The sequence below is a fragment of the Roseateles sp. FW301-B2 genome, from assembly GCF_058788955.1.
Map to the genome: position 1 here is coordinate 104,682 of NZ_JBYTBE010000002.1, position 22,406 is coordinate 127,087.

Sequence of the window (22,406 nt, forward strand, 5' to 3'; positions counted from 1 at the left end):
GCAAAGGCAGCGGATGCAAGGCGCAAACCGCAGCCGGGTTGGACACCCGGCGAGGATTTGCAACGCCGCAGACGCTGTCTTTGCGGGGCAACCCGAAGGGCAAGGCAGCCCAGGGGCGCACTCGTCGTTGCCCACCTTGGCCAGGCGGCGAGCCTGGCCTGCGGCGCGCGCCTAGATTGCGCCCCTGGGTTGCCTTGCGGGCACCATGACGGGATCACAAACACGCTCTGGGAGCCCTCTCCAATCAGAACCAATGCACGCGCATCAGCACATTGGCCGCCAGCAGCCCCAGGGTGAAGCCCACCGCACCATAGAGCAGCGCCTGCAGCAGCCGGTTGGTGCGGCGCTGCTCCTGGATCAGCGCCTGGATGGCGCGGCCATCGTGCGGCGAGGCCTGGCGCTTGAGCGCGTCGTGCAGCAGGCGCGGCAGCTCAGGGAAGAGCTGGGCATAGCGCGGCGCCTCCTTCTTGAGTTGGTGCACCAGGGCGCGCCAGCCCACCTGCTCGTTCATCCAGCGCTCCAGGAAGGGCTTGGCGGTGGCCCAGAGGTCCAGCTCGGGGTCGAGCTGGCGGCCCAGGCCCTCCACGTTCAGCAGGGTCTTCTGCAGCAGCACCAGCTGCGGCTGGATCTCGACATTGAAGCGGCGCGAGGTCTGGAACAGGCGCATCAGCACCTGGCCCAGCGAGATGTCCTTCAGCGGCCGGTCGAAATGCGGCTCGCAGACCGCGCGCACCGCGCTCTCGAGCTCGTCCACGCGGGTGCCGGCGGGCACCCAGCCGGACTCGATGTGCAGCTCGGCCACGCGCTTGTAGTCGCGCTGGAAAAAGGCGATGAAGTTCTGCGCCAGGTATTCCTTGTCCACCTCGGTGAGCGTGCCGATGATGCCGAAGTCCAGCGCGATATAGCGGCCGAAGGTGGCGGGCGCCAGGCTCACCTGGATGTTGCCGGGGTGCATGTCGGCGTGGAAGAAGCCGTCGCGGAACACCTGGGTGAAGAAGATGGTGACGCCGTCGCGCGCCAGCTTGGGGATGTCCACCCCGGCGTCCCTGAGGCGCTGCACCTGGCTGATGGGCACGCCGCTCATGCGCTCCATCACGATCACCTCGCTGGTGCACAGGTCCCACATCATCACGGGCACCATCACCAGATTCAGGCCATCCATATTGCGGCGCAGCTGGGCCGCGTTGGCGGCCTCGCGCACCAGGTCGAGCTCGTCGTGCAGATAGGTGTCGAACTCGGCCACCACCTCGCGCGGCTTGAGACGCCGGCCATCGGCGCTGAGGCGCTCGACCCAGCCGGCGATGGTGCGCAGCAGGGCCAGGTCGTCCTCGATCACGTCCAGCATGCCGGGGCGCAGCACCTTCACCGCGACCTCGCGGCCGTCCTTCAGGGTGGCGAAATGCACCTGGGCGATCGAGGCGCTGGCCACCGGCTCGGCCTCGAAGCTGCCGAACAGCTCTTCAATCCTGCGCCCGAAGGCCTTTTCCACCAGGGCGCGCGAGGTCTCGGCCGGGAACGGCGGCACATCGTCCTGCAAGCGGGCCAGTTCCTCGACGATGTCGCCGGGCACCAGGTCGCGGCGGGTGGAGAGCACCTGGCCGAACTTGACGAAGATCGGCCCCAGCCGCTCCAGCGCCAGGCGCAGGCGCACGCCGCGCGGCTGCTGCCAGCTGCGGCCCACCGAGATCAGCCGGCGCAGCCAGCGGAAGCGCCGCCCGCTCAGGCCCGAGAGGGCCATTTCGTCCAGACCGAAACGGAAGATGGTCCAGCCGATGACCAGCAGGCGGGCGAAGTACCTCATGCCGGCCCGCGGCCACCTGACATGGCCGCGTTGCGGGCCCCATCGGCGAACTTGGCGAACTTGGCAAAGGCCTGGGCGATCGCCCCGCCCCAGCGCGCCAGCTGATGCGCGGGCGCCGGGCCGACCAGCTGGGCGAGCTCATCCTCGAGGTCCCAGCGCAGGTTTTCCATCAGCCAATTCATCTCGGCGGCAAAGGCGGCGTCCCCCTGGATTTGCACGTCGGGCTTGGCGCCGGTGAGCGCACCGAAGGCCAGCGCGGCAGGGTTGGCGGCGTCGATCTCGATGCGCAGCGCGTCGGCCGGCGCGGCGTCGAGCCGCTCCCACAGGCCGGCGGGCGTGACCTGCAGGGCCAGGTCGGGGGCGGCCGGCAACAGCCCGGGCCAGCCGCGCAGATGCACCAGCACCGACTTGCCGGCCTGCGGCTGCAGCCGCGCCATCGCGTGGCTTTCCCGCGAAATGACATGGTTGAGCAACAAGGTGATGCGATCCTGCACCGCCGGTGCCCAGAGTCTTGACCAATCGTTCAGCATGCGCGGATTGTAGACAGGGCCTCACCCCGCCTCGACTTAGGGGGGGACCCCGCCCGGGAGCGCCGGTTAATTGAGAGAGAATCCGCGCTCATGTCCAGACAAGGGGGCTGGACTGACGGCACCCATTGCGTGTCGCGCAGCACCACCATCGACGACAGAAGCAAACAAAAGGCACCGGGGGCCACGCCGAGATGTTCGAGGACCGCAGCTACAAGAGAACCTTCTACAGCGCACCGCAATCGGTCCAGTCATTGATCGCCGCCTTCCTGGAGCCCAGCCTGATCGTGCTGTGCTTCTTCCTGGTGAACGACTATTTCGACGAGCCGGTGCTGCGTTCCACCTACACGCTGTGCCTGCTGGTGTTCGCCCTCACCTTCCCGGGCCGCAACCGCTTCGCCGAGCACCCGGTCAGCGCCACCCTGGACGTGCTGGGCTCCTGGATCACCCTGCTGCTGATCCTCGGCATGTTCGGCTACGCCACCAACAGCCTGCACTACTTCGAGGACAAGGTGCTGATGTGGTGGGCCGCCATCACGCCGCTGGCGCAGCTGCTGGCCATCCTGATCGGCCGCCGCCTGCTGCTCTGGCAGGCCTCGCACCCGAGCTCGCGGCGCAGCGCGGTGATCGTGGGTGCCGGGCCGTTGGGCGCCAAGGTGGCCAAGGCCCTGGCCGCGGGGCCGCATGGCGGCGTCGAGCTGCTGGGCTTCTTCGATGACCGCCAGGACGAGCGTCTGCACCCCGACGCCAGCCCGCAGCTGGTGGGCATGCTCAGCGAGCTGAGCGACTATGTGCGCAAAAACAATGTGCGCGAGGTCTACATCACCCTGCCGCTGGGCTCGCAGCCGCGCATCGTGCAGCTGCTCGAGCAGATCCAGGGCACCACCGCCTCGCTGTTCTTCGTGCCCGACGTGTTCGGTATCAGCATCATCCAGGGCCGCCTGCAGGACGTGAACGGCGTGCCCGTGGTGGGCATTTGCGAAACCCCCTTCACCGGCATCAACGAACTCGTCAAGCGCGCCAGCGACGTGGTGCTGGCCGGCCTGATCCTGGTGCTGATCTCGCCCATCCTGCTGGCCATCGCGATCGGCGTGAAGCTCAGCTCGCCCGGGCCGGTGATCTTCAAGCAGCGCCGCAACGGCCTGGATGGCGAGGAGATCATCGTCTACAAGTTCCGCTCCATGCGCAGCCAGGACAACGGCCCGGTGGTCCGGCAGGCCACCAAGGACGATCCGCGCATCACCCGCTTCGGCGCCTTCATCCGCCGCACCTCGCTGGACGAGCTGCCGCAGTTCATCAATGTGCTGCAGGGGCGCATGAGCATCGTCGGGCCGCGCCCGCATGCGGTGGCGCACAACGAGGAATACCGCAAGCTCATCAAGGCCTATATGGTGCGCCACAAGGTCAAGCCCGGCATCACCGGCTGGGCCCAGGTGAACGGCCTGCGCGGCGAGACCGACACCATCGACAAGATGAAGGCGCGCGTCGAATACGATCTGGAATACCTGCGCAACTGGTCGCTGGGCCTGGACCTGCAAATCATCGTGCGTACCGCCAAGCTCATGCTGTTCGACCGAAATGCATACTGACGACCCCGCCATGACCACCAAGATCGCGCTGCGGCAAAACCTGACCCCGTGCCTTGCACTGCTGCTGACGATGGCCGGCGCGGCGCAGGCCGAGACCAGCCCCTATTACCTCGGCGGTTCGCTGGGGCTTTACCACGTCTCCAATATCTACCGGCAGAGCAATGCCGCCAACAGCGACGAGGTCGGCAATGCCAGCCTGCTGGCCGGGCTGGACCAGCGCCTGGGCCGCCAGCGCCTGTTCGGCGATGTGTCGGTGCAGGCCAACCGCTACCGCCACAACAGCGAGCTCAACAACATTGCCTACGCCGCCAAGCTGGGCCTGGACTGGGCCAGCATCGAGCGGCTCTCGGGCACCCTCAGCGCCAGCAAGAAACGCTCGCTGGCCGACTACAACATCGGCAGCGGCATCACGCCCATCTTCAAGAAGAACACCGAAGACAACAGCCAGCTGCAGGGCATCGCGCGCCTGGGCCTGGTGACCAAGCTGACGCTGGAGGCGGTGCTGACGCACCGCCAGCGCGAGTTCAGTGCAATCGAGTACACGCGTCTGAATTACCGTGAAGATGCCGCGTCGCTGGGTCTGGTGTGGCGGCCGAGCAGCCCGGTACGGCTGGGCCTGGCGGCACGCCACACCAAGGGCAAGAACCCGCGCTACCTGGTGCAGGGCGACGTCGTCACGCCGGACGAGTTCACGCGCAATGATGTCGATCTCACGGCCGACTGGCAGGCCACTGCCGCCAGCAAGTTGTACGGACGCCTGAGTTCAAGCCACGCCGCCCACAGCTTCTCCAACCTTCGTGACTTCTCCGGCTTGACCGGCGTATTGGTCTGGGATTGGCAGCCCACGGCCAAGTGGAACCTCAGCGCCAAGCTGTTGCGTGACTCGGGGCTGGACAATTACTACCTCGGCTTTGCCAACTTGAACTCGGACTTCAGTCGCCTCGCCGAGACGTTACAGCTGAACAGCGGTTACGAACTCAGCGCCAAGCTGATCCTGGATGCCAGCCTGAGCTTTAACAGAACGGATCGGACCGACAGCCTATTCCAGACTGGCAGCAACGACCACGACCGCGCCTTCAGTCTGGGCGCACGCTGGCTCTACTCGCGCGGCCTGGAGCTTGGCTGCCAGATCAGTCACTCGGGTCGCAGCAGCACGGTGGCCCAGTACGCCTACAGCGCCAACACCTACGGCTGCTACGGCCAGGCCGTGATCAGGTAAGCCAGCCATGCCAGCCACCGTCCTGCTCACCGGCGCCACCGGTTACATCGCCTCGCACACCTGGCTGGCCCTGCTGGCCGCCGGCTACCGCGTGGTCGGCCTCGACAATTTCAGCAACAGCTCGCCCAAGGTGTTGGAGCGCCTGGCGCGCCTGAGCGGCCAGGCGCCGCTGTTCGAACGCGCCGATGTCAACGACGCCGCCGCGCTCGAGGCGGTGTTCGCCCGCCACCGGCCCGACGCGGTGGTGCATTTCGCCGCCTTCAAGGCGGTGGGCGAGTCCGCCGAGCAGCCGCTGGCCTATTACCGCAACAACGTCGGCGGCCTGCTCGGCACCCTCGAGGCGATGCGTCGCCATGGCTGCAGCCGCATCGTGTTCAGCTCCAGCGCCACCGTCTACGGCATGCCCGAGCGCCTGCCGCTGCGCGAGGACGCGCCGCTCTCGGCCCTCAACCCCTACGGCGCCACCAAGCTGATGGGCGAGACCATCCTGCGCGACCTGGGCGCCGCCGATCCGCAGTGGCAGACCGCCGCCCTGCGCTACTTCAACCCGGTGGGCGCGCACGAAAGCGGCCTGATCGGCGAAGACCCGCGCGGCATCCCCAACAACCTGATGCCTTATGTGGCCCAGGTGGCGGTGGGCCGGCGCGAACGCGTGCAGGTGTTCGGCGGCGATTACGCCACCCCCGACGGCACCGGCGTGCGCGACTACATCCATGTGGTCGACCTGGCCGAGGGCCATGTGGCGGCGCTGCGCTTCCTGCTGGGCGGGCGCGAATCCATCACCGTCAACCTCGGCACCGGGCGCGGCTACAGCGTGCTGGAACTGGTGCGCGCCTACGAACAGGCCAGCGGCAGGCCTATCCCCTATGCCATCGTGGCGCGCCGCCCCGGCGACGCCGCTGCCAACTACGCCGACCCCAGCCTCGCGCGCGAGCGCCTGGGCTGGGTGACCCGGCACGATCTGCAGCGCATGTGCGAAGACAGCTGGCGCTGGCAGCGCATGAACCCGCAGGGATTTGAAGCATGAGCGTCATCCAGGTGCAGCCCGTCATCATGGCCGGCGGCAGCGGCACGCGGCTGTGGCCGCTGTCGCGCGCCGGCTATCCCAAGCAATTCCTGGTGCTGGCCGGCAATAGCAGCCTGTTCCAGCAGGCCGCCGAGCGCCTCGCGGGCCTGGCTGCGGCGGACATCGCCGTCGCGCCCACCCTGGTGGTGGGCAACGAGGAGCACCGCTTCATGGTGCTGGACCAGTTGCGCGAGACCTCGGCCACGCCGGGCGCCGTGCTGCTTGAGCCGGCCGGCCGCAACACCGCACCGGCGCTGACCCTGGCGGCCCTGCAGGCGCTGGAAGAAGGTGCGGACGGCGGCGCGGACCCGGTGCTGGTGGTGACGCCCGCCGACCAGACCGTCACCAACGACCCGGCCTTCACCGCCGCGCTGCAGGCCGCCGTGCGCGCCGCGGCCGACGGCGCCATCGTGATCCTGGGCATCACCCCCGACCGCCCCGAGACCGGCTACGGCTACATCCGCAGCAGCAGCGACGCGTGCGGACTCAACGTCGAGGCCTTTGTCGAGAAGCCCGACGCCGCCACCGCGGCGGGCTATCTGGCCGCCGGCGGCTACTACTGGAACAGCGGCATGTTCGTGCTGCGCGCCAGCGCCTGGATGAAGGCGCTGGAGGGCTTTCGCCCCGACATCGCCGCGGCCACCCGTGCCGCGTACGCGGCACGCCAGCTCGACGGCCTGTTCGTGCGCCCCGACAAGGCGCTGTTCACGCAGGTGCCGGCCGAGTCGGTCGACTATGCGGTGATGGAGCGCTGCCCCGGCAGCGACTTCGTGCTGCGCATGGTGGAGCTGGATGCCGGCTGGAACGACCTGGGCGCCTGGGAGGCGGTGTGGCAGGTGGCCGAGAAGGACACCCAGGGCAATGCCAGCCGCGGCGACACCATCATCTCCGACAGCCACAACACCCTGGTGCATGCCACCAGCCGGCTGGTGGCCGCGGTGGGGCTGGACAACATCGTCATCGTCGAGACCCCCGATGCGGTGCTGGTGGCCGAGCGCAGCAAGAGCCAGGACGTGAAGAACATCGTGGCCCGGCTCAACAAGGAAAAGCGCGGCGAGCAGACCCTGCACCGCAAGGTGCACCGCCCCTGGGGCTGGTACGACAGCATCGACATGGGTGCGCGCTTCCAGGTCAAGCGCATCATGGTCAAGCCGGGCGCCTCGCTGAGCCTGCAGAAGCACCACCATCGCGCCGAGCATTGGATCGTGGTATCCGGCACGGCCGAGATCACCAACGGCGAGCAGGTCCTCTTGCTGAGCGAGAATCAAAGCACCTACATTCCCCTGGGCCAGGTGCATCGCCTGGCAAATCCGGGAAAAGTACCGCTGGAAATCATCGAGGTCCAGTCGGGCTCCTATCTGGGCGAGGACGATATCGTCCGATATGAAGACAGCTACGGCCGCGGCTGAGCCGGGCCAACCTTGAACTGCTTTTTTGGAGATTGATCGTGAGCGTGATTGCCGTCGTTGGTTTGGGATATGTGGGCTTGCCTCTGGTGATCGAGTTCGGCAAGCAGAGCCGCACGATCGGCTTCGACATTGCCGTCGACAAGGTGGCCAAGTGCCAGGCCGGCACCGACCCCTCGCGCGAACTCACGGACGAGGAGGTCAAGGCGGCCACCTTCGCCGAATACTCCAGCGACCCCAAATGCCTGGCCGAGGCCGACGTCATCATCGTTGCCGTGCCCACGCCGGTGGACGAGGCCCATATCCCCGACTTCAAGCCCCTGATCGGTTCCAGCACCAGCGTGGGCCGGCACATGAAGAAGGGCGCCATCGTGGTGTACGAGAGCACCGTCTACCCCGGCGCCACCGAAGAGGTGTGCATTCCGGTACTGGAGCGCGAGTCGGGCCTGAAGTGGAAGAAAGACTTTTTCGTCGGCTACAGCCCGGAGCGCATCAACCCGGGCGACAAGGAACACACGCTCACCAAGATCCTCAAGATCGTCTCGGGTGACACGCCCGAAACCCTGGATGCGGTGGCCAAGGTCTACGAGCGCATCATCATCCCGGGCGTGCACCGCGCCTCCAGCATCAAGACGGCCGAGGCCGCCAAGGTGATCGAGAACACCCAGCGCGACCTGAACATCGCGCTGATGAACGAGCTCTCCATCATCTTCGACAAGATCGGCCTGGACACCTCCGAGGTGCTGGAGGCCGCCGGCACCAAGTGGAACTTCCTCAAGTTCAAGCCGGGCCTGGTGGGCGGCCATTGCATCGGCGTCGACCCCTATTACCTGACCCACAAGGCCGACATGCTGGGCTACCACCCGCAGGTGATCCTGGCCGGCCGCCGCATCAACGACGGCATGGGCAAGTTCATCGCCGAGCAGACCATCAAGCACATGATTGCCGCCGGCAGCTATATCAAGGGCGCCAAGGTCAATGTGCTGGGCCTGACCTTCAAGGAAGACTGCGCCGACCTGCGCAACTCCAAGGTGATCGACATCATCCATGAGCTGCAGAGCTATGGCGTCGAGGTGACCGTCACCGACCCGGCCGCCGACCCGGACGAGGCCCAGCACGAGTACGGCGTGCGCACCGTCAGCTGGGACGAGCTGCCACGCGCCGACGCCATCGTCGCCGCCGTCGCCCACAAGGAATACAAGGCCCTGTCGATCGACGACATCGGCCGCAAGCTCATCAAGGGCGGCGCCTTCATCGACGTCAAGGCCGCCTTCGACGCCAAGGCGATCCAGGCCGCTGGGCTCAAGCTCTGGCGTCTGTAATCCGATCGAGGCCAATCCAGCATGACCATCCTCGTCACCGGCGGGGCCGGTTTCATCGGCAGCAACTTCGTGCTGGACTGGCTGGCCCAGAGTGACGAGAAGGTCGTCACCCTGGACGCCCTCACCTACGCCGGCAATCTGGAGAACCTGGCCAGCCTGCAAGGCGACGCACGCCATCTGTTCGTGCAGGGCGATATCTGCGATCGTGCCCTGGTGGACCGCCTGCTGGCCGAGCAGCGGCCGCGCGCGCTGATCCATTTCGCCGCCGAAAGCCATGTGGACCGCTCGATCAGCGGCCCCGGCGCCTTCATGCGCACCAATATCGAGGGTACCTACACCCTGCTGGAAGCGGTGCGCGGCTACTGGGGCGCGCTGGACGACACGGCCAAGGCGGCGTTCCGTTTCCACCATGTCTCGACCGACGAGGTCTACGGCTCGCTGCAAGCCGAGGACCCGCCCTTTGCCGAGACGAATGCCTACGAGCCCAACAGCCCCTACTCGGCCAGCAAGGCCGCCAGCGACCATCTGGTGCGCGCCTGGCACCACACCTACGGGCTGCCGGTGGTCACCACCAACTGCTCCAACAACTACGGCCCGTTCCACTTCCCCGAGAAGCTGATCCCGCTGATGATCGTCAACGCGCTGGCCGGCAAGCCGCTGCCGGTGTATGGCGATGGTCGGCAGATCCGCGACTGGCTCTACGTCAGCGACCACGCCAGCGCCATCCGCGCGGTGCTGGCCGGCGGCCGACTGGGCGAGACCTACAACATCGGTGGCTGGAACGAGATGGCGAATATCGACATCGTCAACGCCGTGTGCGCCCTGCTCGACGAGTTCCGGCCCGACCCCGCCGGCCCCTATGCCCGCCTCATCAGCTATGTGAAAGATCGCCCCGGCCACGACCGCCGCTACGCCATCGACGCGCGCAAGATCGAGCGCGAGCTGGGCTGGCGGCCGGCCGAGACCTTTGCTTCGGGCATACGCAAGACGGTGCAGTGGTACCTCGCCAACCCGGAATGGGTGGCGCGGGTGCAGAGCGGCGCCTATCGCGACTGGGTCTCCAAGCAATACGGGAACTGAGATGAAGATCCTCTTGCTCGGCAAGAACGGGCAAGTCGGCTGGGAGTTGCAGCGTGCCCTTGCCCCCCTGGGCGAGCTGGTCGCGCTCGATCGTCATGACGGCGGCGACCTCGCCGACGGCGCCGCCCTGGGCGCCACGGTGCGCGCCCATACGCCGCAGGTGATCGTGAATGCCGCCGCCTATACCGCCGTCGACAAGGCCGAGAGCGAGCCCGCCCTGGCCGAGCAGATCAACGCCACGGCCCCCGCCCTGCTGGCCGGCCTCGCGCACGCCAGCGGCGCGCTGCTGCTGCACTACAGCAGCGACTACGTGTTCGACGGCAGCGGCGAGGCGCCGCGCAGCGAGGACGCGCCCACCGCGCCGCTGAGCGCCTACGGCCGCAGCAAGCTGGCCGGCGAGCAGGCGATCCGCGCCAGCGGCTGTGCGCACCTGATCCTGCGCACCAGCTGGGTCTATGCGGCGCGCGGCGGCAATTTCGCCAAGACCATGTTGCGGCTGGCCGCCGAACGCGAACAGCTGAAGGTGATCGCCGACCAGATCGGTGCGCCCACCGGCGCCGATCTGCTTGCCGACCTGAGCGCCCACATGATCCGCGCCACCCTGGCCAAGCCCGCGCTGAGCGGCGTCTATCACGCGGTGGCCGCGGGCGAGACCAGCTGGCATGCCTATGCGCGCCATGTGATCGAGTTCGCGCGCGCGCGGGGTCAGGCCTTGCGGGTGGCGCCCGATCAGCTGCTCGCCATCCCCAGCAGCGACTACCCCACGCCGGCGCGGCGGCCGCTCAACTCGCGGCTCTCAACGGCCAAACTGCGGGCCGCATTCGGCCTCAACTTGCCGCATTGGCAGTTGGGCGTCGAGCGTATGCTGACCGAAATTCTCCAGATTGCGCCATGACGAAACAACGCAAAGGCATCATCCTCGCCGGCGGCTCCGGCACCCGCCTGCACCCGGCCACGCTGGCGATGAGCAAGCAGCTGCTGCCGGTGTATGACAAGCCCATGGTCTATTACCCGCTCAGCACTCTGATGCTGGCGGGCATGCGCGACATCCTCTTGATCAGCACGCCTCAGGATCTGCCGCGCTTCGAGGCCCTGCTGGGCGATGGTAGCCGCTGGGGTATCAATCTCAGCTACTGCGTGCAACCCAGCCCCGATGGGCTGGCCCAGGCCTTCATCCTCGGCAAGCCCTTCATCGACGGCGCGCCCTCGGCCCTGGTGCTGGGCGACAACATCTTCTACGGCCACGATTTCCAGGGCCTGCTCAGACATGCGGCAGACACCCGCGAGGGCGCCACCGTGTTCGCCTACCACGTCACCGACCCCGAGCGCTACGGCGTGGTGGAGTTCGATGGCCAGCAGCAGGCGCTCTCGATCGAGGAAAAGCCCCGCGCCCCGAAAAGCAACTACGCCGTCACCGGCCTGTACTTCTACGACGAGCAGGTCTGCGATATCGCCGCGGCCATCAAGCCCAGTGCGCGCGGCGAGCTGGAGATTACCGATGTGAATGCCCAGTACCTGCGCCAGCAGCAGCTGCAGGTGGAGATCATGGGCCGTGGCTATGCCTGGCTCGATACCGGCACGCACGACAGCCTGCTCGATGCCAGCCAGTTCATCGCCACGCTGGAGAAGCGCCAGGGGCTCAAGGTGGCCTGTCCGGAGGAAGTGGCCTTCCGCTCCGGCTGGATCGATGCCGCGCAACTGGAGCGTCTGGCCCAGCCCATGCTCAAGAACGGCTACGGTCAGTACCTGATGAAGCTGATCAGCGACAAGGCCTTCTGATGCTGGCCACGCCGACCAGCCTGCCCGAGGTGCTGATCATCGAACCGCGCGTGTTCGGCGACGCGCGCGGCTTCTTCACCGAAAGCTGGAACCAGGCCGCCTTCGACCGGGCCGTGGGCCGCGAAGTGCGCTTTGTGCAGGACAACCACTCGCGCTCCTCGCGCGGCGTGTTGCGCGGCCTGCACTTCCAGCTGCCGCCGCACGCGCAGGGCAAGCTGGTGCGGGTGGTGAGCGGCGCGGTGTTCGACGTGGCGGTGGACATGCGCCGCAGCAGCCCCAACTTCGGCCGCTGGGACGGCGTGGAGTTGAGCGCCGAGAACCACCGCCAGCTCTGGATACCGCCCGGCTTCGCCCACGGCTTCCTGGTGCTGAGCGAGAGCGCCGACTTTCTCTACAAGACCACCGACTACTACGCACCGCAGGCGGAAGCCGCGGTGCGCTGGGATGATGCTGCGATCGGCATCCAGTGGCCCGACGCCGGCGTGCCGCTGCTGCTGGCCGAGAAGGACGCCAAGGCGCCGCCGCTGGCCGAGGCCCGCAGCTTCGACTAGTTCGGCGCCACCGGGCGCGTGCCGCGCCCGATGCCCCAATGCTCTAACCCCAAGGCCTGCATCAGCGGCGGCTCGTAGAGGTTGCGGCCGTCGAACACCACCGGCTGCTTGAGCGCGCTCTTGATGAGCTCGAAGTCCGGGGTGCGGAACTCCTTCCATTCCGTCACGATCACCAGCGCATCCGCGCCCTCCAGCGCGGCGTTGGCGGAGGCGGCGTAGCCCAGGCCTTCCAGGCCGGCCAGCGCCTTCTGCGCCTCGGCCATGGCCACCGGGTCGTAGGCGCAGATGGTGGCGCCGCGGCGCAGCAGCTCGGCAATCACCACGCGGCTGGGTGCCTCGCGCAGATCGTCGGTATTGGGCTTGAAGGCCAGACCCCAGAGCGCGAAATGGCGGCCGCGCAGGTCATCGCCAAAGCGCTGCACCACCTTGTCCACCAGCACCAGTTTCTGGCGCTCGTTGGCCTCGTCCACCGCGCGCAGCACGCGCATGCCGCTGCCGGCCGCCTCGGCCGTGCGTATCAGGGCCTTCACGTCCTTGGGGAAGCAGGAGCCGCCATAGCCGGCGCCCGAGTAGAGAAAGTCATGCCCGATGCGCGGATCGCTGCCGATGCCGCGGCGCACCCACTCGATGTCGGCGCCCACCTGCTCGGCCAGCAGGGCCATCTCGTTCATGAAGCTGATGCGCGTGGCCAGCATCGCGTTGGCCGCGTACTTGGTGAGTTCGGCGCTGCGCAGATCCATCACCACCAGGCGGTCGCGGTTGCGGTTGAAGGGCGAGTACAGGGCACGCATCAACAGCGTGGCGCGCTCGTCATCCGAGCCCACGATGATGCGGTCGGGCTTCATGAAGTCCTCCACCGCAGCGCCCTCTTTCAGGAACTCGGGGTTGGAGACCACCGAGAACTCCAGCGCCACGCCGCGGCGCGCCAGTTCGCCCTCGATGGCGTTGCGCACCGCGTCGGCGGTACCCACCGGCACGGTGCTCTTATCCACCACCAGCTTGTAGTCGGTCATGCGCGCGCCGATGCTGCGCGCCGCCGCCTGCACATATTGCATGTCGGCCGAGCCATCCTCGCCGGGCGGTGTGCCCACCGCGATGAAGAGGATGGTGCCATGGTCCACCGCCGCGTCCACATTGGTGGTGAACTGCAGGCGGCCGCTCGCCACATTGCGGCGCACCACCTCGGCCAGGCCGGGCTCATGGATGGGGATCTCGCCCTCGTTGAGGATGCGGATCTTGTCGGGGTTGGTGTCCAGGCACACCACATGGTTGCCCATCTCGGCCAGGCAGGCGCCCGTCACCAAGCCCACATAGCCCGTGCCTATCGTTGTGACCTTCATCGCCGGTGATCCCTCACGCTGCCACCTGGCAGCTTCAGCAATCTAACAGCCCGGCGTGACAAGAAACCCGGGAAAAGCCAGGCTCAGGTTTTGTAGTACTCGCGATACCAGGCCACGAAGCGGCCCACGCCCTCGGGCACGGGCATGGCGGGGCGGAAGCCCGTCCAGGCGGCCAGCTCTTCCACGTCGGCATGGGTGGCCGGCACATCGCCGTCCTGCAGCGGCATGAAGTTCTTCACCGCCTCGCGGCCGCAGGCCTGCTCGATCGCCTCGATGAAGCCCATCAGCTCGATCGGATCGTGGTTGCCGATGTTGAAGACGCGGTAGGGCGCGTTGGAGCGCGCCGGGTCGCTCTTGTCGGAGTCGTAGTCGGCGTCCGGCGTGGCCACGCGGTCCAGCACGCGCACCACGCCCTCGGCAATGTCGTCGATATAGGTGAAGTCGCGCACCATCTTGCCGTGGTTGAACACATTGATGGGGCGGCCCTCCAGGATCGCCTTGGTGAACAGGAACAGCGCCATGTCCGGCCGGCCCCAGGGGCCGTAGACAGTGAAGAAGCGCAGCCCGGTGGTGGGCAGGCGGTAGAGATGGCTGTAGGTATGTGCCATCAGCTCATTGGCCTTCTTGGTGGCCGCATACAGGCTCACCGGATGGTCGACGCTGTGGTGCTCGCTGAAGGGCATCAGCGTGTTGCCGCCGTAGACGCTGGAGCTCGACGCGTAGGCCAGGTGCTGCACCCCATGGTGGCGGCAGCCTTCCAGGATGTTGGTGAAGCCGACGATATTGCTCTCGATATAGGCGTGCGGATTCTCGATCGAATAGCGCACCCCGGCCTGGGCCGCCAGGTGCACCACGCGGTCGAACTTCTCGGCCGCGAACAGCGCTTCCATGCCGGCGCGGTCGGCCACGTCGAGCTTGACGAAGCGGAAGCCAGGTTTGGGCGTCAGGCGCGCCAGCCGGTCCAGCTTCAGCTGGGGGTCGTAATAGTCGTTCAGATTGTCCAGGCCCACCACCTCATCGCCGCGCGCGAGCAGGATCTGGCTGACATGCATGCCGATGAAGCCGGCAGCGCCGGTAACGAGTACTTTCACGCAATTCCCTCAGATTCAGATGCGGCCAGCTGCTGAACGGTGGCCGCGGCGTATTCTCCCTCAGTCCATTGCCGCACCCGCCCCCTGTTCAAGCGTCGCTCGCTGCCGGGTCGACACCTAGAATCGCCGCCTGATCCAGCATCTGCCTGCAACAAAGCCTCACTTCATGTCCTCCAACAAACCCTGCATCCACCTGATCGCCGGCGCGCGCCCCAACTTCATGAAGATTGCGCCCATCGTGCGCGCGCTGCAGGCCGACGGGCGATTGGCCTGGAAGATCGTGCACACCGGTCAGCATTACGACCGCGACATGAACGAGGTGTTCTTCGAAGAGCTGGGCATCCCCGCGCCCGACGTGCGCCTGGGTTGCGGCGGCGGCAGCCACGCCGAGCAGACCGGCAAGATCATGCTGGCCTACGAGCAGCTGGTGGCGGCCGAGAAGCCGCAGGCCTGCCTGGTGGTGGGCGATGTGAACTCGACGCTGGCCTGCTCCATCGTGGCCAAGAAGGCCGGCATCCCGGTGGCTCATGTTGAGGCCGGCCTGCGCAGCGGCGACATGTCCATGCCCGAGGAGATCAACCGCCTGGTCACCGATTCCATCAGCGACTGGTTCTTCGTCACCGAGCCCAGCGGCTACCGCCATCTGCAGCAAGAGGGCAAGGACATGAGCGCCGTCTGGGACGTGGGCCATGTGATGGTCGACAACGTGCTCTACCAGGCCGAGAAGCTCAAGAGCCAGGACACCTCGGGCCTGGAGAGCGACGCCTACAAGCGCAGCCACCCCCGCTACGGCGTGGTGACCCTGCACCGCCCCAGCAATGTGGACAGCGCCGCGGCGCTGGAGAACGTGGCCACGGTGCTGCGCCGCGTCGGCCAGGAGCTGCCGCTGGTGTTCCCGGTGCATCCGCGCACGCGCGCCAATATCGAGAAGTTCGGCATCGACCTGGGCCCGGGCGTCACCCTGATGGGCCCGCAGGCCTATATGAGCTTTCTGCACCTGTGGAAGGACGCCGTGGTGGTGCTCACCGACAGCGGCGGCCTGCAGGAGGAAACTACCGCCCTGGGCGTGCCCTGCGTCACCATCCGCGAGAACACCGAGCGCCCCGTCACCGTCGATGAAGGCAGCAATGTGCTGGCCGGCACCGACCCTGCCAACGTCATCAAGTACGCACTCGAGGCGATTGCCGGCAACGGCAAGAAGGGCCGCCGGCCGCTGCTGTGGGACGGCCGGGCGGCAGAGCGCACGGTGCAAATTCTGGCGGGGAAGTTGCTAGGCTAGCCATGCGTGCGCGGCCTGTTGGGGGTTGACAGACGTCACGCTCAAGCTGAAAAGGAGACTGCCGAAAACACCGACACGCTGAGCCAGCAGCCGATTGGCAGGCCCCAACACTCCAACCGTTTCGATAGAGGGCGTTTTCATGCCGCAGTCCAGCATTCGTCGTCTGGCCTTTTCCTGTTGTACGCTCGCCGTCGTGCTCTTGCTTGGAGCATGTGGTGGCAGCAGCAGCGACAACTCGACTGACGCCAAGTCCTCCCAGGCGCAGACGCCGTCGGGTCAGGCCTTATCCGTCGAGGCAGCGTCCGAGGCGGCATCGGGAGCCCAAGGCCAGGCGGCATCGGCAATCGTGCCTGCCGATACGGCGTCGGCCGCCATTGCGGCCTCGTCAGCCAGCTCGGGAAGTGCAGCATCCGCGCGCACGACGCTCGCGGCGGCTCTGCCCGCAACCGCCAAGACGAACGCCGCCATTGTGGGCTCAGGCGGCTCCGGTTCGGGTAGCGGCAGTTCCGCAAGCCTGGCGGGTGTGGCCGCCAGCACCGTCACCCGCGGCGGCAGCACGACTACGGCCGGAGCCAGCGGCTTCCCCAGTAGCGTGGTAGCGAGCATCGTGGCGGCCCCCGACTCCTCTCGGCGCACCATACAGGCCGTGGCGACAGGCAGTGTGAGCCAGGCCACGACCACCACATACGCCCCAGCTTTCGCGGGCACGGCTTATTACGTTCACAGCGGCCTCGGCAACGACGCCAATGCCGGTACCAGCGACAAGCCCTGGCAAACCCTGCAGCGCGCCTCCAGGGCCCAACTCAATGCCGGCGATGCACTGTTGCTGCACTGTGATGGCACCTGGGCCGAACGCGCGAGCTTCAGCAAGGCATTCGCCCCGCAAGGCCAGGTTCTGATCGGTGCCTACGGCAGCTGTGCCAATGGACGTCGGCCACTGATCAAGGGCGGCACTGCGATTGCCGCAGCTGGTTGGCGCGTGGCCAGCACATCGGCCAATGGCACGGTCTATGCGAGCACGGTTGCCGCGCCGGTGACGGGGATGGTGCAGAACGGCAAGCCTATGCAGCGAGCCCGCCAGCCGAACTACAGCGCACCCAACACCGCTTTCTCGGCATCGTTATCAGGAACCGGCGGCACCAAGCTTGTGGTGTCGGCAGCCGACAAGGCGGCACTGAACGGTCGAGATCTGGTGGGTGCCGCGGTGGCTCTGCGAAGTGCGCCCTACATGATCGAGGCGGGCGAGGTTGGCGCGTATGACGCAACGACCGGCACCATTACCTTGAAAGCTGCACCGCGTACCGCGATCTCGGCTGGCGCTGGCTACTTCCTGGAGGGCAAGAGCTGGATGCTGGATGCGCCCAATGAATGGCTGTACGACCCCGCCAGCAACACGCTCTCGGTCTTCCTGCCCGCCGGCACCAGCGTGGCCGGGACCGCACTCGAATACGTTCAAAACGTGGCCACGCTCACCGTCTCGGGCATTCCGGGTGTGCGGGTGGAGAACCTTGCCATCAGCGACGCCGGTACGGATGGCCTGCAAGTAGTCGAAAGCGGCGGCGCGCGCGTCTCGCAGCTGTTGGTCAGCAATGCCCGCAGCAACGGCATCAATGTGCTCTCCACCAGCGGCCTCGCGGCGGCGCAGGGCGTGACGATAGATAACAACGTCGTCACCGGTTCAGGCGTTTCCGGCATCGGAAGTGCAGTCACGGAAAGCAAGATTTTGCAAAACACTGTGGTCGACACCGGCAGTGCCGTGATCGGCATACTGCGCCCGGTAGCCGGCATACGCCTCAGCCAGATCAAAAACTCGGTCGTGAGCGGCAACGACGTGCGTCGCTCGGGCTACAGCGCCATTCTGTTCGGCAATCAAGCCAATGTACAAATCAACGACAACCACCTGGAAGACAGCTGCCTGTTGTTGAGCGACTGCGGCGCCATCTACTCATGGGGATCCAGCGCATCCACCTTGCGCTCCAGCATCAGCAACAACCACATCCTGCGCACCAGCAGTCCAAACCTGATCGGCTCCGGCGCTGGCACGTCGGGTGGCGCGCCAGATCTTGTTGCAGGCATCTACCTCGATGAAGGTAGCGACAACCTGGACGTGACCTCCAACTACATCGACGATGCCCATGTCGGCATCAATCTGCACAAGTCCAAGTACAACGTCATTGCGCGCAATCTGATCTACGGCATCCGCGAGGCCGGCGTGAGGGTCCAGTCCTCAGGCACCGACAGTCTCTCGGTGATGGGGAACCGCGTCGAAGACAACGTCCTATTTGTGCCCAGCTACTTTGTGAAGGGCGCCGATGGCAACCCCGTGAGCGTAGGCGGCACTCCGCAGCTATGGATCCACCAGACCAGCGCTGCCGGCATGTTCAATTCGACGGCCAAAAACACGGTTGCGCGCAATGTGGCGATCCATATTGCCGGCGATAGCTCCTTGCGCTGGATCCTTCGGTCGGGAGCCAGCAACTTGGTCAACAACAGCAAGGCCTGGGCGGCATACGCACCCACCGACATCACGGCCGCACCCTACCTGGCCAGCGTTGTGTCGGTACAAGGCACCCAATTGCTGGGCAACTCGACCATGGAGAGTACCGCCCTGCCGTGGACGGCCTACTCCTACACCTCGGGTGCCAAGATCGTGCAATTCGGTACACAAGCCGCCTGCACCGGTTCCTGCGCGAGCCTGGTCCCGGCCACCTCGAACGACGTGCTGCAGCAGACCGGCCTGACGCCTGCTCTCACTGGACCGGATCTGATGTTCGTCCGCTACCGCGCACATGCACTCGACAAGCCCACCTCGGCCAAAGTCGAGGTGCGCGGCAATGTCGCACCCTATCCCAGCGCGGGCTATTTGGAACCGGCCACCGACATCGCGCCGTTGGGTCGACTGGTACGTGAAGCCTTCTTCGCCCGTAGTTTGAAGGGCGACATACGCCTGACGATCAAGGCCACCGTTGCTGCAACCTTGCTGGTTGACAGCGTTGAACTATTCCAGGTCAGCGCGATGCAGCTGTCATCGCCGCTGAGCTATGGTCGGCTGGTCGTCAATCAAAGCAGCCAGCCCACCAGTGTCAGCTGCATCAATGTGGGCTTCAACAATTGCACCACCGTCACGGAAACGGGCGCGCCGGTGACATGGCCGCTGGCACTGCCAGCCAAGAGCGCTCGCATGTTGTTCAGCAAGGACCCAAGCTGGCTGCAGAATTAGCGCCGAATTTTCAGCGCTTGAGCATCCGCTCGAGTCAGGCTATCGGGATCAACACCTCGCCCGCGCTGCGGCGCGGCGACCTCGGCACCAGGCTCTGCTCAGCGTCATAGCCGATTGCGATCAACATGACGATGCGCTGCGAATCCGGCAGTGCGAAGCGGCGATGCACCTCGGCGTCATTGCGCGCAGGCACACACCAGTTGAGGCAGCAGCTGCCCACGCCCAGATCCCGCAATGCCAGGATGAAGCTCATGGCGAACAGACCGCCGTCGATGTACGGCTCATGCCGTTCGCTGGCGTCGAAGAAGCCGTCTTCGTCTGCGGTCAGGATCGCTACATGCGGCACCAGATGGCCAAAGCCGCGATTGCCGTTCTGGAACGACAGCAGCTCCTTGCGTCGTTCTGCATCGCTGACGAGATAGAGGCGGCAGGGCTGGCGGTTGCAGGCCGAAGGCGCCAGCTGAGCGCTGCGAGAGGCCGCCTCGATCAAGGCCATCGGCACCGGCTCGGTCTTGAAGTTGCGACAGCTGCGGCGTGCTTCAGCCAGGCGTGCGAAACCACCCGCACTGGCGCTGAAAGCGGCACCGGCCAGGCTGTCCAGCGCGACCGGCGTGCTCAACTCGGGCGCCGCGGCCTTGAAGTCGGCGAACACCCGTTCCAGCTGCGGCAGCACCACGCGCTGCGGGTCCAGCTGTTCATTGACGATGCGGTCTCGGTAACTGCGCAGCGTCTCCAGCGCGCCCAGGAAGACCGGATCGGTCTGCGAATGGCCCAGGCTCGCCCAGCGCCGGAACAGCTTGATGGTGGCGTTGGCCGGCTCCACGCCGAACAGGCGGTGCGCGCCGGGCATCACCAGGCCTTTCTCGAGCTTGTGATACTGGAACAGCAGCTCGGCCGAGAGTTTGCTGCGACTGCCACTATCAGTGGGCCAGTACATGGCACGGTAGGTCTTGGCGATATCTTTGGCGAAGTACTTCAGCAGCCACACGCGACGCAGCTGTTGCTTGGTGGTCCAGTAGACATTCCAGGCGGCAGGATAGGACTGCAGGGCTTGCTTCAGCTTGGCTTTGAGACTCATGCTTTGTCGCCCCGGTTCGAAGCACCAGCCACCAGCGTATGCCAGATGAAGATGCTATTGGTCACCAAGTAGCGCCGCCACAGTCGCCGCGGCTCGGAGCACAGACGATGGAACCATTCCAGGCCCACGGAGCGCATCCAGTGCGGGGCCCGGCTGATCGTGCCGGCGTGGTAGTCGAAGGCCGCACCGACGCCCAGCATCACCGCGTTGATACGGCCGCGGTGCGCCGCCATCCAGCTTTCCTGCTTGGGGCAACCCAGGCCCACGAACAGCAGGCCCACCCCGCTGGCATTGATGGCCTGGCAGACCTCGGCATCCTCCGCTTCGCTGAGCGGCCGGAACGGTGGCGAGACGCAGTAATCCAGCCGCAGCTTCGGAAAGGCCTGTGCCAGCACCGGCTTGAGCAACTCGAGCGTGGCGGGGGTCGAGCCGTAAAAACCCACTGCAACGCCTTCGCGCTCGGCATCGGCGCAAAGCTTCCACATCAGGTCCGGCCCATTCACGCGCGGCTGTCCCGCAAAGCCGGCGCGGCGCAACGTCCAGGCCACCGGAGCCCCATCGGGTGTGGCCATATCGGCTTCCCTCACCACACGCATGAAGTCGGGTTCCTGGCGCGCCGTCACCACGGAATGCACATTGCAGATACACACATAGCGCGAGCTGCGCGCGCGCGCCCAGGCCATCAAGCGCGCGCGCGCCTGCTCCCAGCTCAGCGCATCGATCGGCACCCCGATCACCAGGCCGCGCTGGCGCTCCACACCCGGGGCCAGGCCCTGCGCCTGCACTGCCCTGCTCTCATCCACCATGACTTGCCACTCCCTTGCCTTGCGCTCGTCGCGCCCGCGCCGCGATCAGGCGGTAATTGTCGTAGACCGGTGCCAACACCTGGGCCGGCTGGTAGGGCTGGATGGACTGCACCGCAGGCTCACCGCGCAAGGCGGGCAGGCGCGCCAGCGCCGCTGCCAGGCTGGCGCTGAAGCTCTCGGCATCTTGGGCCGCGGCGATCTCGCCGTTCACGCCGGGCTGCACCACGCGCCTCACCTCGCCCACCTGGGTGCACACCGCCGGCAGGCCCGCACCCAGCGCCTCCAGCAACGCCATCGGCATGCCCTCATAGGCGGATGAGAGCGCAAACAGATCGGCAGCGCGCAGCCAGTCGGCGATCTGCGCCGGTGGCAGCAGGCCGAGAAACTTCATGCTGCCCACCATGCCGCTGGCCTGGCCCTCGCGCTCCAGCGCCGGACGCAGCACGCCATCGCCCACGATCAGCCATTGCAGCTTGTGGCCCTGGGCCTGCAGGCGGCACAGCGACTGCAGCAGCAGTTGCGGGTTCTTCTGGCTGTCCAGCCGGCCCACCGAGATCACCCAACTGGCCGAAGTGTCCAGCCCATGCCGCTGCGCGAACTCGGCGCGCAGCGCCGCGCGCTGGGTTTCGCTGGCCGGGTTGAACACTTCCGTGTCCACCCAGGTGGGCACAAAGCGGATGACCTCGGCCTTCGCCGGGAAGCGCCCCTGCAAGGCTTCCACACCCTCCTGGCGCACGCACCAGGCCGAGGCCAGGCCATTCACCACGCGGCGTTCGATGCTGAAGTACAGGCCCGGCAAGTGGCGCCACAGGATGTCGGCCTGGGCCGAGCGGATCACCGCCATGTCCTGATGGAAGAAGGCATTCTTGGGCCGCGTATCACGCAGGAACAGCAATGCCGGCTCGACGCGATGGAACTCCATCACATCGAAGCCCTGTCGCAAGGGGCTGCCATAGCGCAGCAGGCCGGCGCAGTACCGCACCGAAAGCGGGATGCGCGAGCGTTGCCCGGCATCGGCAACCCGCACCACCGGGAAAAAGTCGAACCCGCGCCTCCCCAGCTCGCAATGCGTCCAACGGCCCAGCGGACGCGCCGCGGTGTCGGTGCTCATGCCCACCAGACTGAAGCGCAGATCAGCCGGAGCCCATTTCAGGATGCCGCGCAGAAAGGTGTCTACCCCGCCGGGCACCACGCCCACCGGGTCGGCGGGATAGAAGATTCGCACAGCTGTTGTCGTCGATGGCATCTAGGA

General features: G+C 66.5%; 18 protein-coding genes. 11 read left to right on the forward strand and 7 right to left on the reverse strand.

Features of this window, described 5'->3' with window-relative positions; all coding sequences use genetic code 11:
• Positions 1-244: 244 nt before the first annotated feature.
• Both ubiB and AC3WQY_RS02595 read right to left on the reverse strand, forming a co-directional pair.
• Positions 245-1,801, reverse strand: coding sequence for a ubiquinone biosynthesis regulatory protein kinase UbiB (gene ubiB, locus AC3WQY_RS02590; RefSeq protein WP_285231143.1), 1,557 nt, complete (start codon positions 1,799-1,801; stop codon positions 245-247).
• Complete coding sequence (locus AC3WQY_RS02595; protein WP_492705534.1) at positions 1,798-2,331, reverse strand: hypothetical protein; 534 nt, start codon at positions 2,329-2,331, stop codon at positions 1,798-1,800. Before AC3WQY_RS02595 ends, ubiB begins: the two co-directional genes overlap by 4 nt.
• A gap of 191 nt (positions 2,332-2,522) precedes the next feature.
• Here AC3WQY_RS02595 and AC3WQY_RS02600 point away from each other — a divergent pair, with 191 nt between their 5' ends.
• Genes AC3WQY_RS02600 through rfbC form a run of 9 tightly spaced genes read left to right on the forward strand, consistent with a single transcriptional unit; the run spans position 2,523 to position 12,340 of the window.
• Positions 2,523-3,917 (forward strand): undecaprenyl-phosphate glucose phosphotransferase, encoded by a 1,395-nt coding sequence (locus AC3WQY_RS02600; RefSeq protein WP_492705536.1) that lies wholly within the window; start codon positions 2,523-2,525, stop codon positions 3,915-3,917.
• Positions 3,918-3,927: 10 nt separating this feature from the next.
• A complete protein-coding gene (locus AC3WQY_RS02605) occupies positions 3,928-5,136 on the forward strand; it encodes a hypothetical protein (protein ID WP_492705538.1) in 1,209 nt (402 codons plus the stop codon).
• A 7-nt stretch (positions 5,137-5,143) separates the two neighbouring features.
• Entirely contained in the window at positions 5,144-6,163 is a 1,020-nt protein-coding gene (galE, locus tag AC3WQY_RS02610) for a UDP-glucose 4-epimerase GalE (protein ID WP_492705540.1), read from the forward strand.
• On the forward strand, positions 6,160-7,611 hold the full coding sequence (locus AC3WQY_RS02615) for a mannose-1-phosphate guanylyltransferase/mannose-6-phosphate isomerase (RefSeq protein WP_492705542.1): 1,452 nt from the start codon (positions 6,160-6,162) through the stop codon (positions 7,609-7,611). The genes galE and AC3WQY_RS02615 overlap by 4 nt, the downstream gene beginning before the upstream one ends.
• Before the next feature lie 38 nt (positions 7,612-7,649).
• Positions 7,650-8,930 carry a nucleotide sugar dehydrogenase gene (locus tag AC3WQY_RS02620; protein WP_285231137.1) on the forward strand — a complete coding sequence of 427 codons (1,281 nt, stop codon included), beginning with the start codon at positions 7,650-7,652 and terminating at the stop codon, positions 8,928-8,930.
• Positions 8,931-8,951: 21 nt separating this feature from the next.
• A complete protein-coding gene (rfbB, locus tag AC3WQY_RS02625) occupies positions 8,952-10,010 on the forward strand; it encodes a dTDP-glucose 4,6-dehydratase (RefSeq protein WP_492705544.1) in 1,059 nt (352 codons plus the stop codon).
• 1 nt (position 10,011) lies between these two features.
• The gene (gene rfbD / locus AC3WQY_RS02630; protein WP_492705546.1) at positions 10,012-10,905 is read left to right on the forward strand and encodes a dTDP-4-dehydrorhamnose reductase; all 894 of its coding nucleotides are present in this window, start codon (positions 10,012-10,014) and stop codon (positions 10,903-10,905) included.
• Positions 10,902-11,789 (forward strand): glucose-1-phosphate thymidylyltransferase RfbA, encoded by an 888-nt coding sequence (gene rfbA, locus AC3WQY_RS02635; RefSeq protein ID WP_492705548.1) that lies wholly within the window; start codon positions 10,902-10,904, stop codon positions 11,787-11,789. The genes rfbD and rfbA overlap by 4 nt, the downstream gene beginning before the upstream one ends.
• Positions 11,789-12,340, forward strand: coding sequence for a dTDP-4-dehydrorhamnose 3,5-epimerase (gene rfbC / locus AC3WQY_RS02640; RefSeq protein ID WP_492705550.1), 552 nt, complete (start codon positions 11,789-11,791; stop codon positions 12,338-12,340). The genes rfbA and rfbC overlap by 1 nt, the downstream gene beginning before the upstream one ends.
• On the opposite strand, the gene AC3WQY_RS02645 is transcribed toward rfbC, so the two are convergent.
• Positions 12,337-13,680, reverse strand: coding sequence for a UDP-glucose dehydrogenase family protein (locus tag AC3WQY_RS02645; RefSeq protein WP_492705552.1), 1,344 nt, complete (start codon positions 13,678-13,680; stop codon positions 12,337-12,339). The genes rfbC and AC3WQY_RS02645 overlap by 4 nt on opposite strands.
• Positions 13,681-13,763: 83 nt before the next feature.
• Complete coding sequence (locus tag AC3WQY_RS02650; protein WP_492705554.1) at positions 13,764-14,771, reverse strand: NAD-dependent epimerase; 1,008 nt, start codon at positions 14,769-14,771, stop codon at positions 13,764-13,766.
• 166 nt (positions 14,772-14,937) lie between these two features.
• Here AC3WQY_RS02650 and wecB point away from each other — a divergent pair, with 166 nt between their 5' ends.
• On the forward strand, positions 14,938-16,050 hold the full coding sequence (wecB, locus tag AC3WQY_RS02655; RefSeq protein ID WP_492705556.1) for a non-hydrolyzing UDP-N-acetylglucosamine 2-epimerase: 1,113 nt from the start codon (positions 14,938-14,940) through the stop codon (positions 16,048-16,050).
• 139 nt (positions 16,051-16,189) lie between these two features.
• Positions 16,190-19,270, forward strand: coding sequence for a right-handed parallel beta-helix repeat-containing protein (locus AC3WQY_RS02660; protein ID WP_492705558.1), 3,081 nt, complete (start codon positions 16,190-16,192; stop codon positions 19,268-19,270).
• Positions 19,271-19,304: 34 nt separating this feature from the next.
• On the opposite strand, the gene AC3WQY_RS02665 is transcribed toward AC3WQY_RS02660, so the two are convergent.
• From AC3WQY_RS02665 to AC3WQY_RS02675, 3 genes are read right to left on the reverse strand one after another with little or no spacing between them, the layout of a single operon-like run.
• Positions 19,305-20,348, reverse strand: coding sequence for a nitroreductase family protein (locus AC3WQY_RS02665; RefSeq protein ID WP_492705560.1), 1,044 nt, complete (start codon positions 20,346-20,348; stop codon positions 19,305-19,307).
• A complete protein-coding gene (locus AC3WQY_RS02670; protein ID WP_492705562.1) occupies positions 20,345-21,154 on the reverse strand; it encodes a WecB/TagA/CpsF family glycosyltransferase in 810 nt (269 codons plus the stop codon). Before AC3WQY_RS02670 ends, AC3WQY_RS02665 begins: the two co-directional genes overlap by 4 nt.
• Complete coding sequence (locus AC3WQY_RS02675; protein ID WP_492705564.1) at positions 21,144-22,379, reverse strand: glycosyltransferase family 4 protein; 1,236 nt, start codon at positions 22,377-22,379, stop codon at positions 21,144-21,146. Before AC3WQY_RS02675 ends, AC3WQY_RS02670 begins: the two co-directional genes overlap by 11 nt.
• Positions 22,380-22,406: the final 27 nt, after the last annotated feature.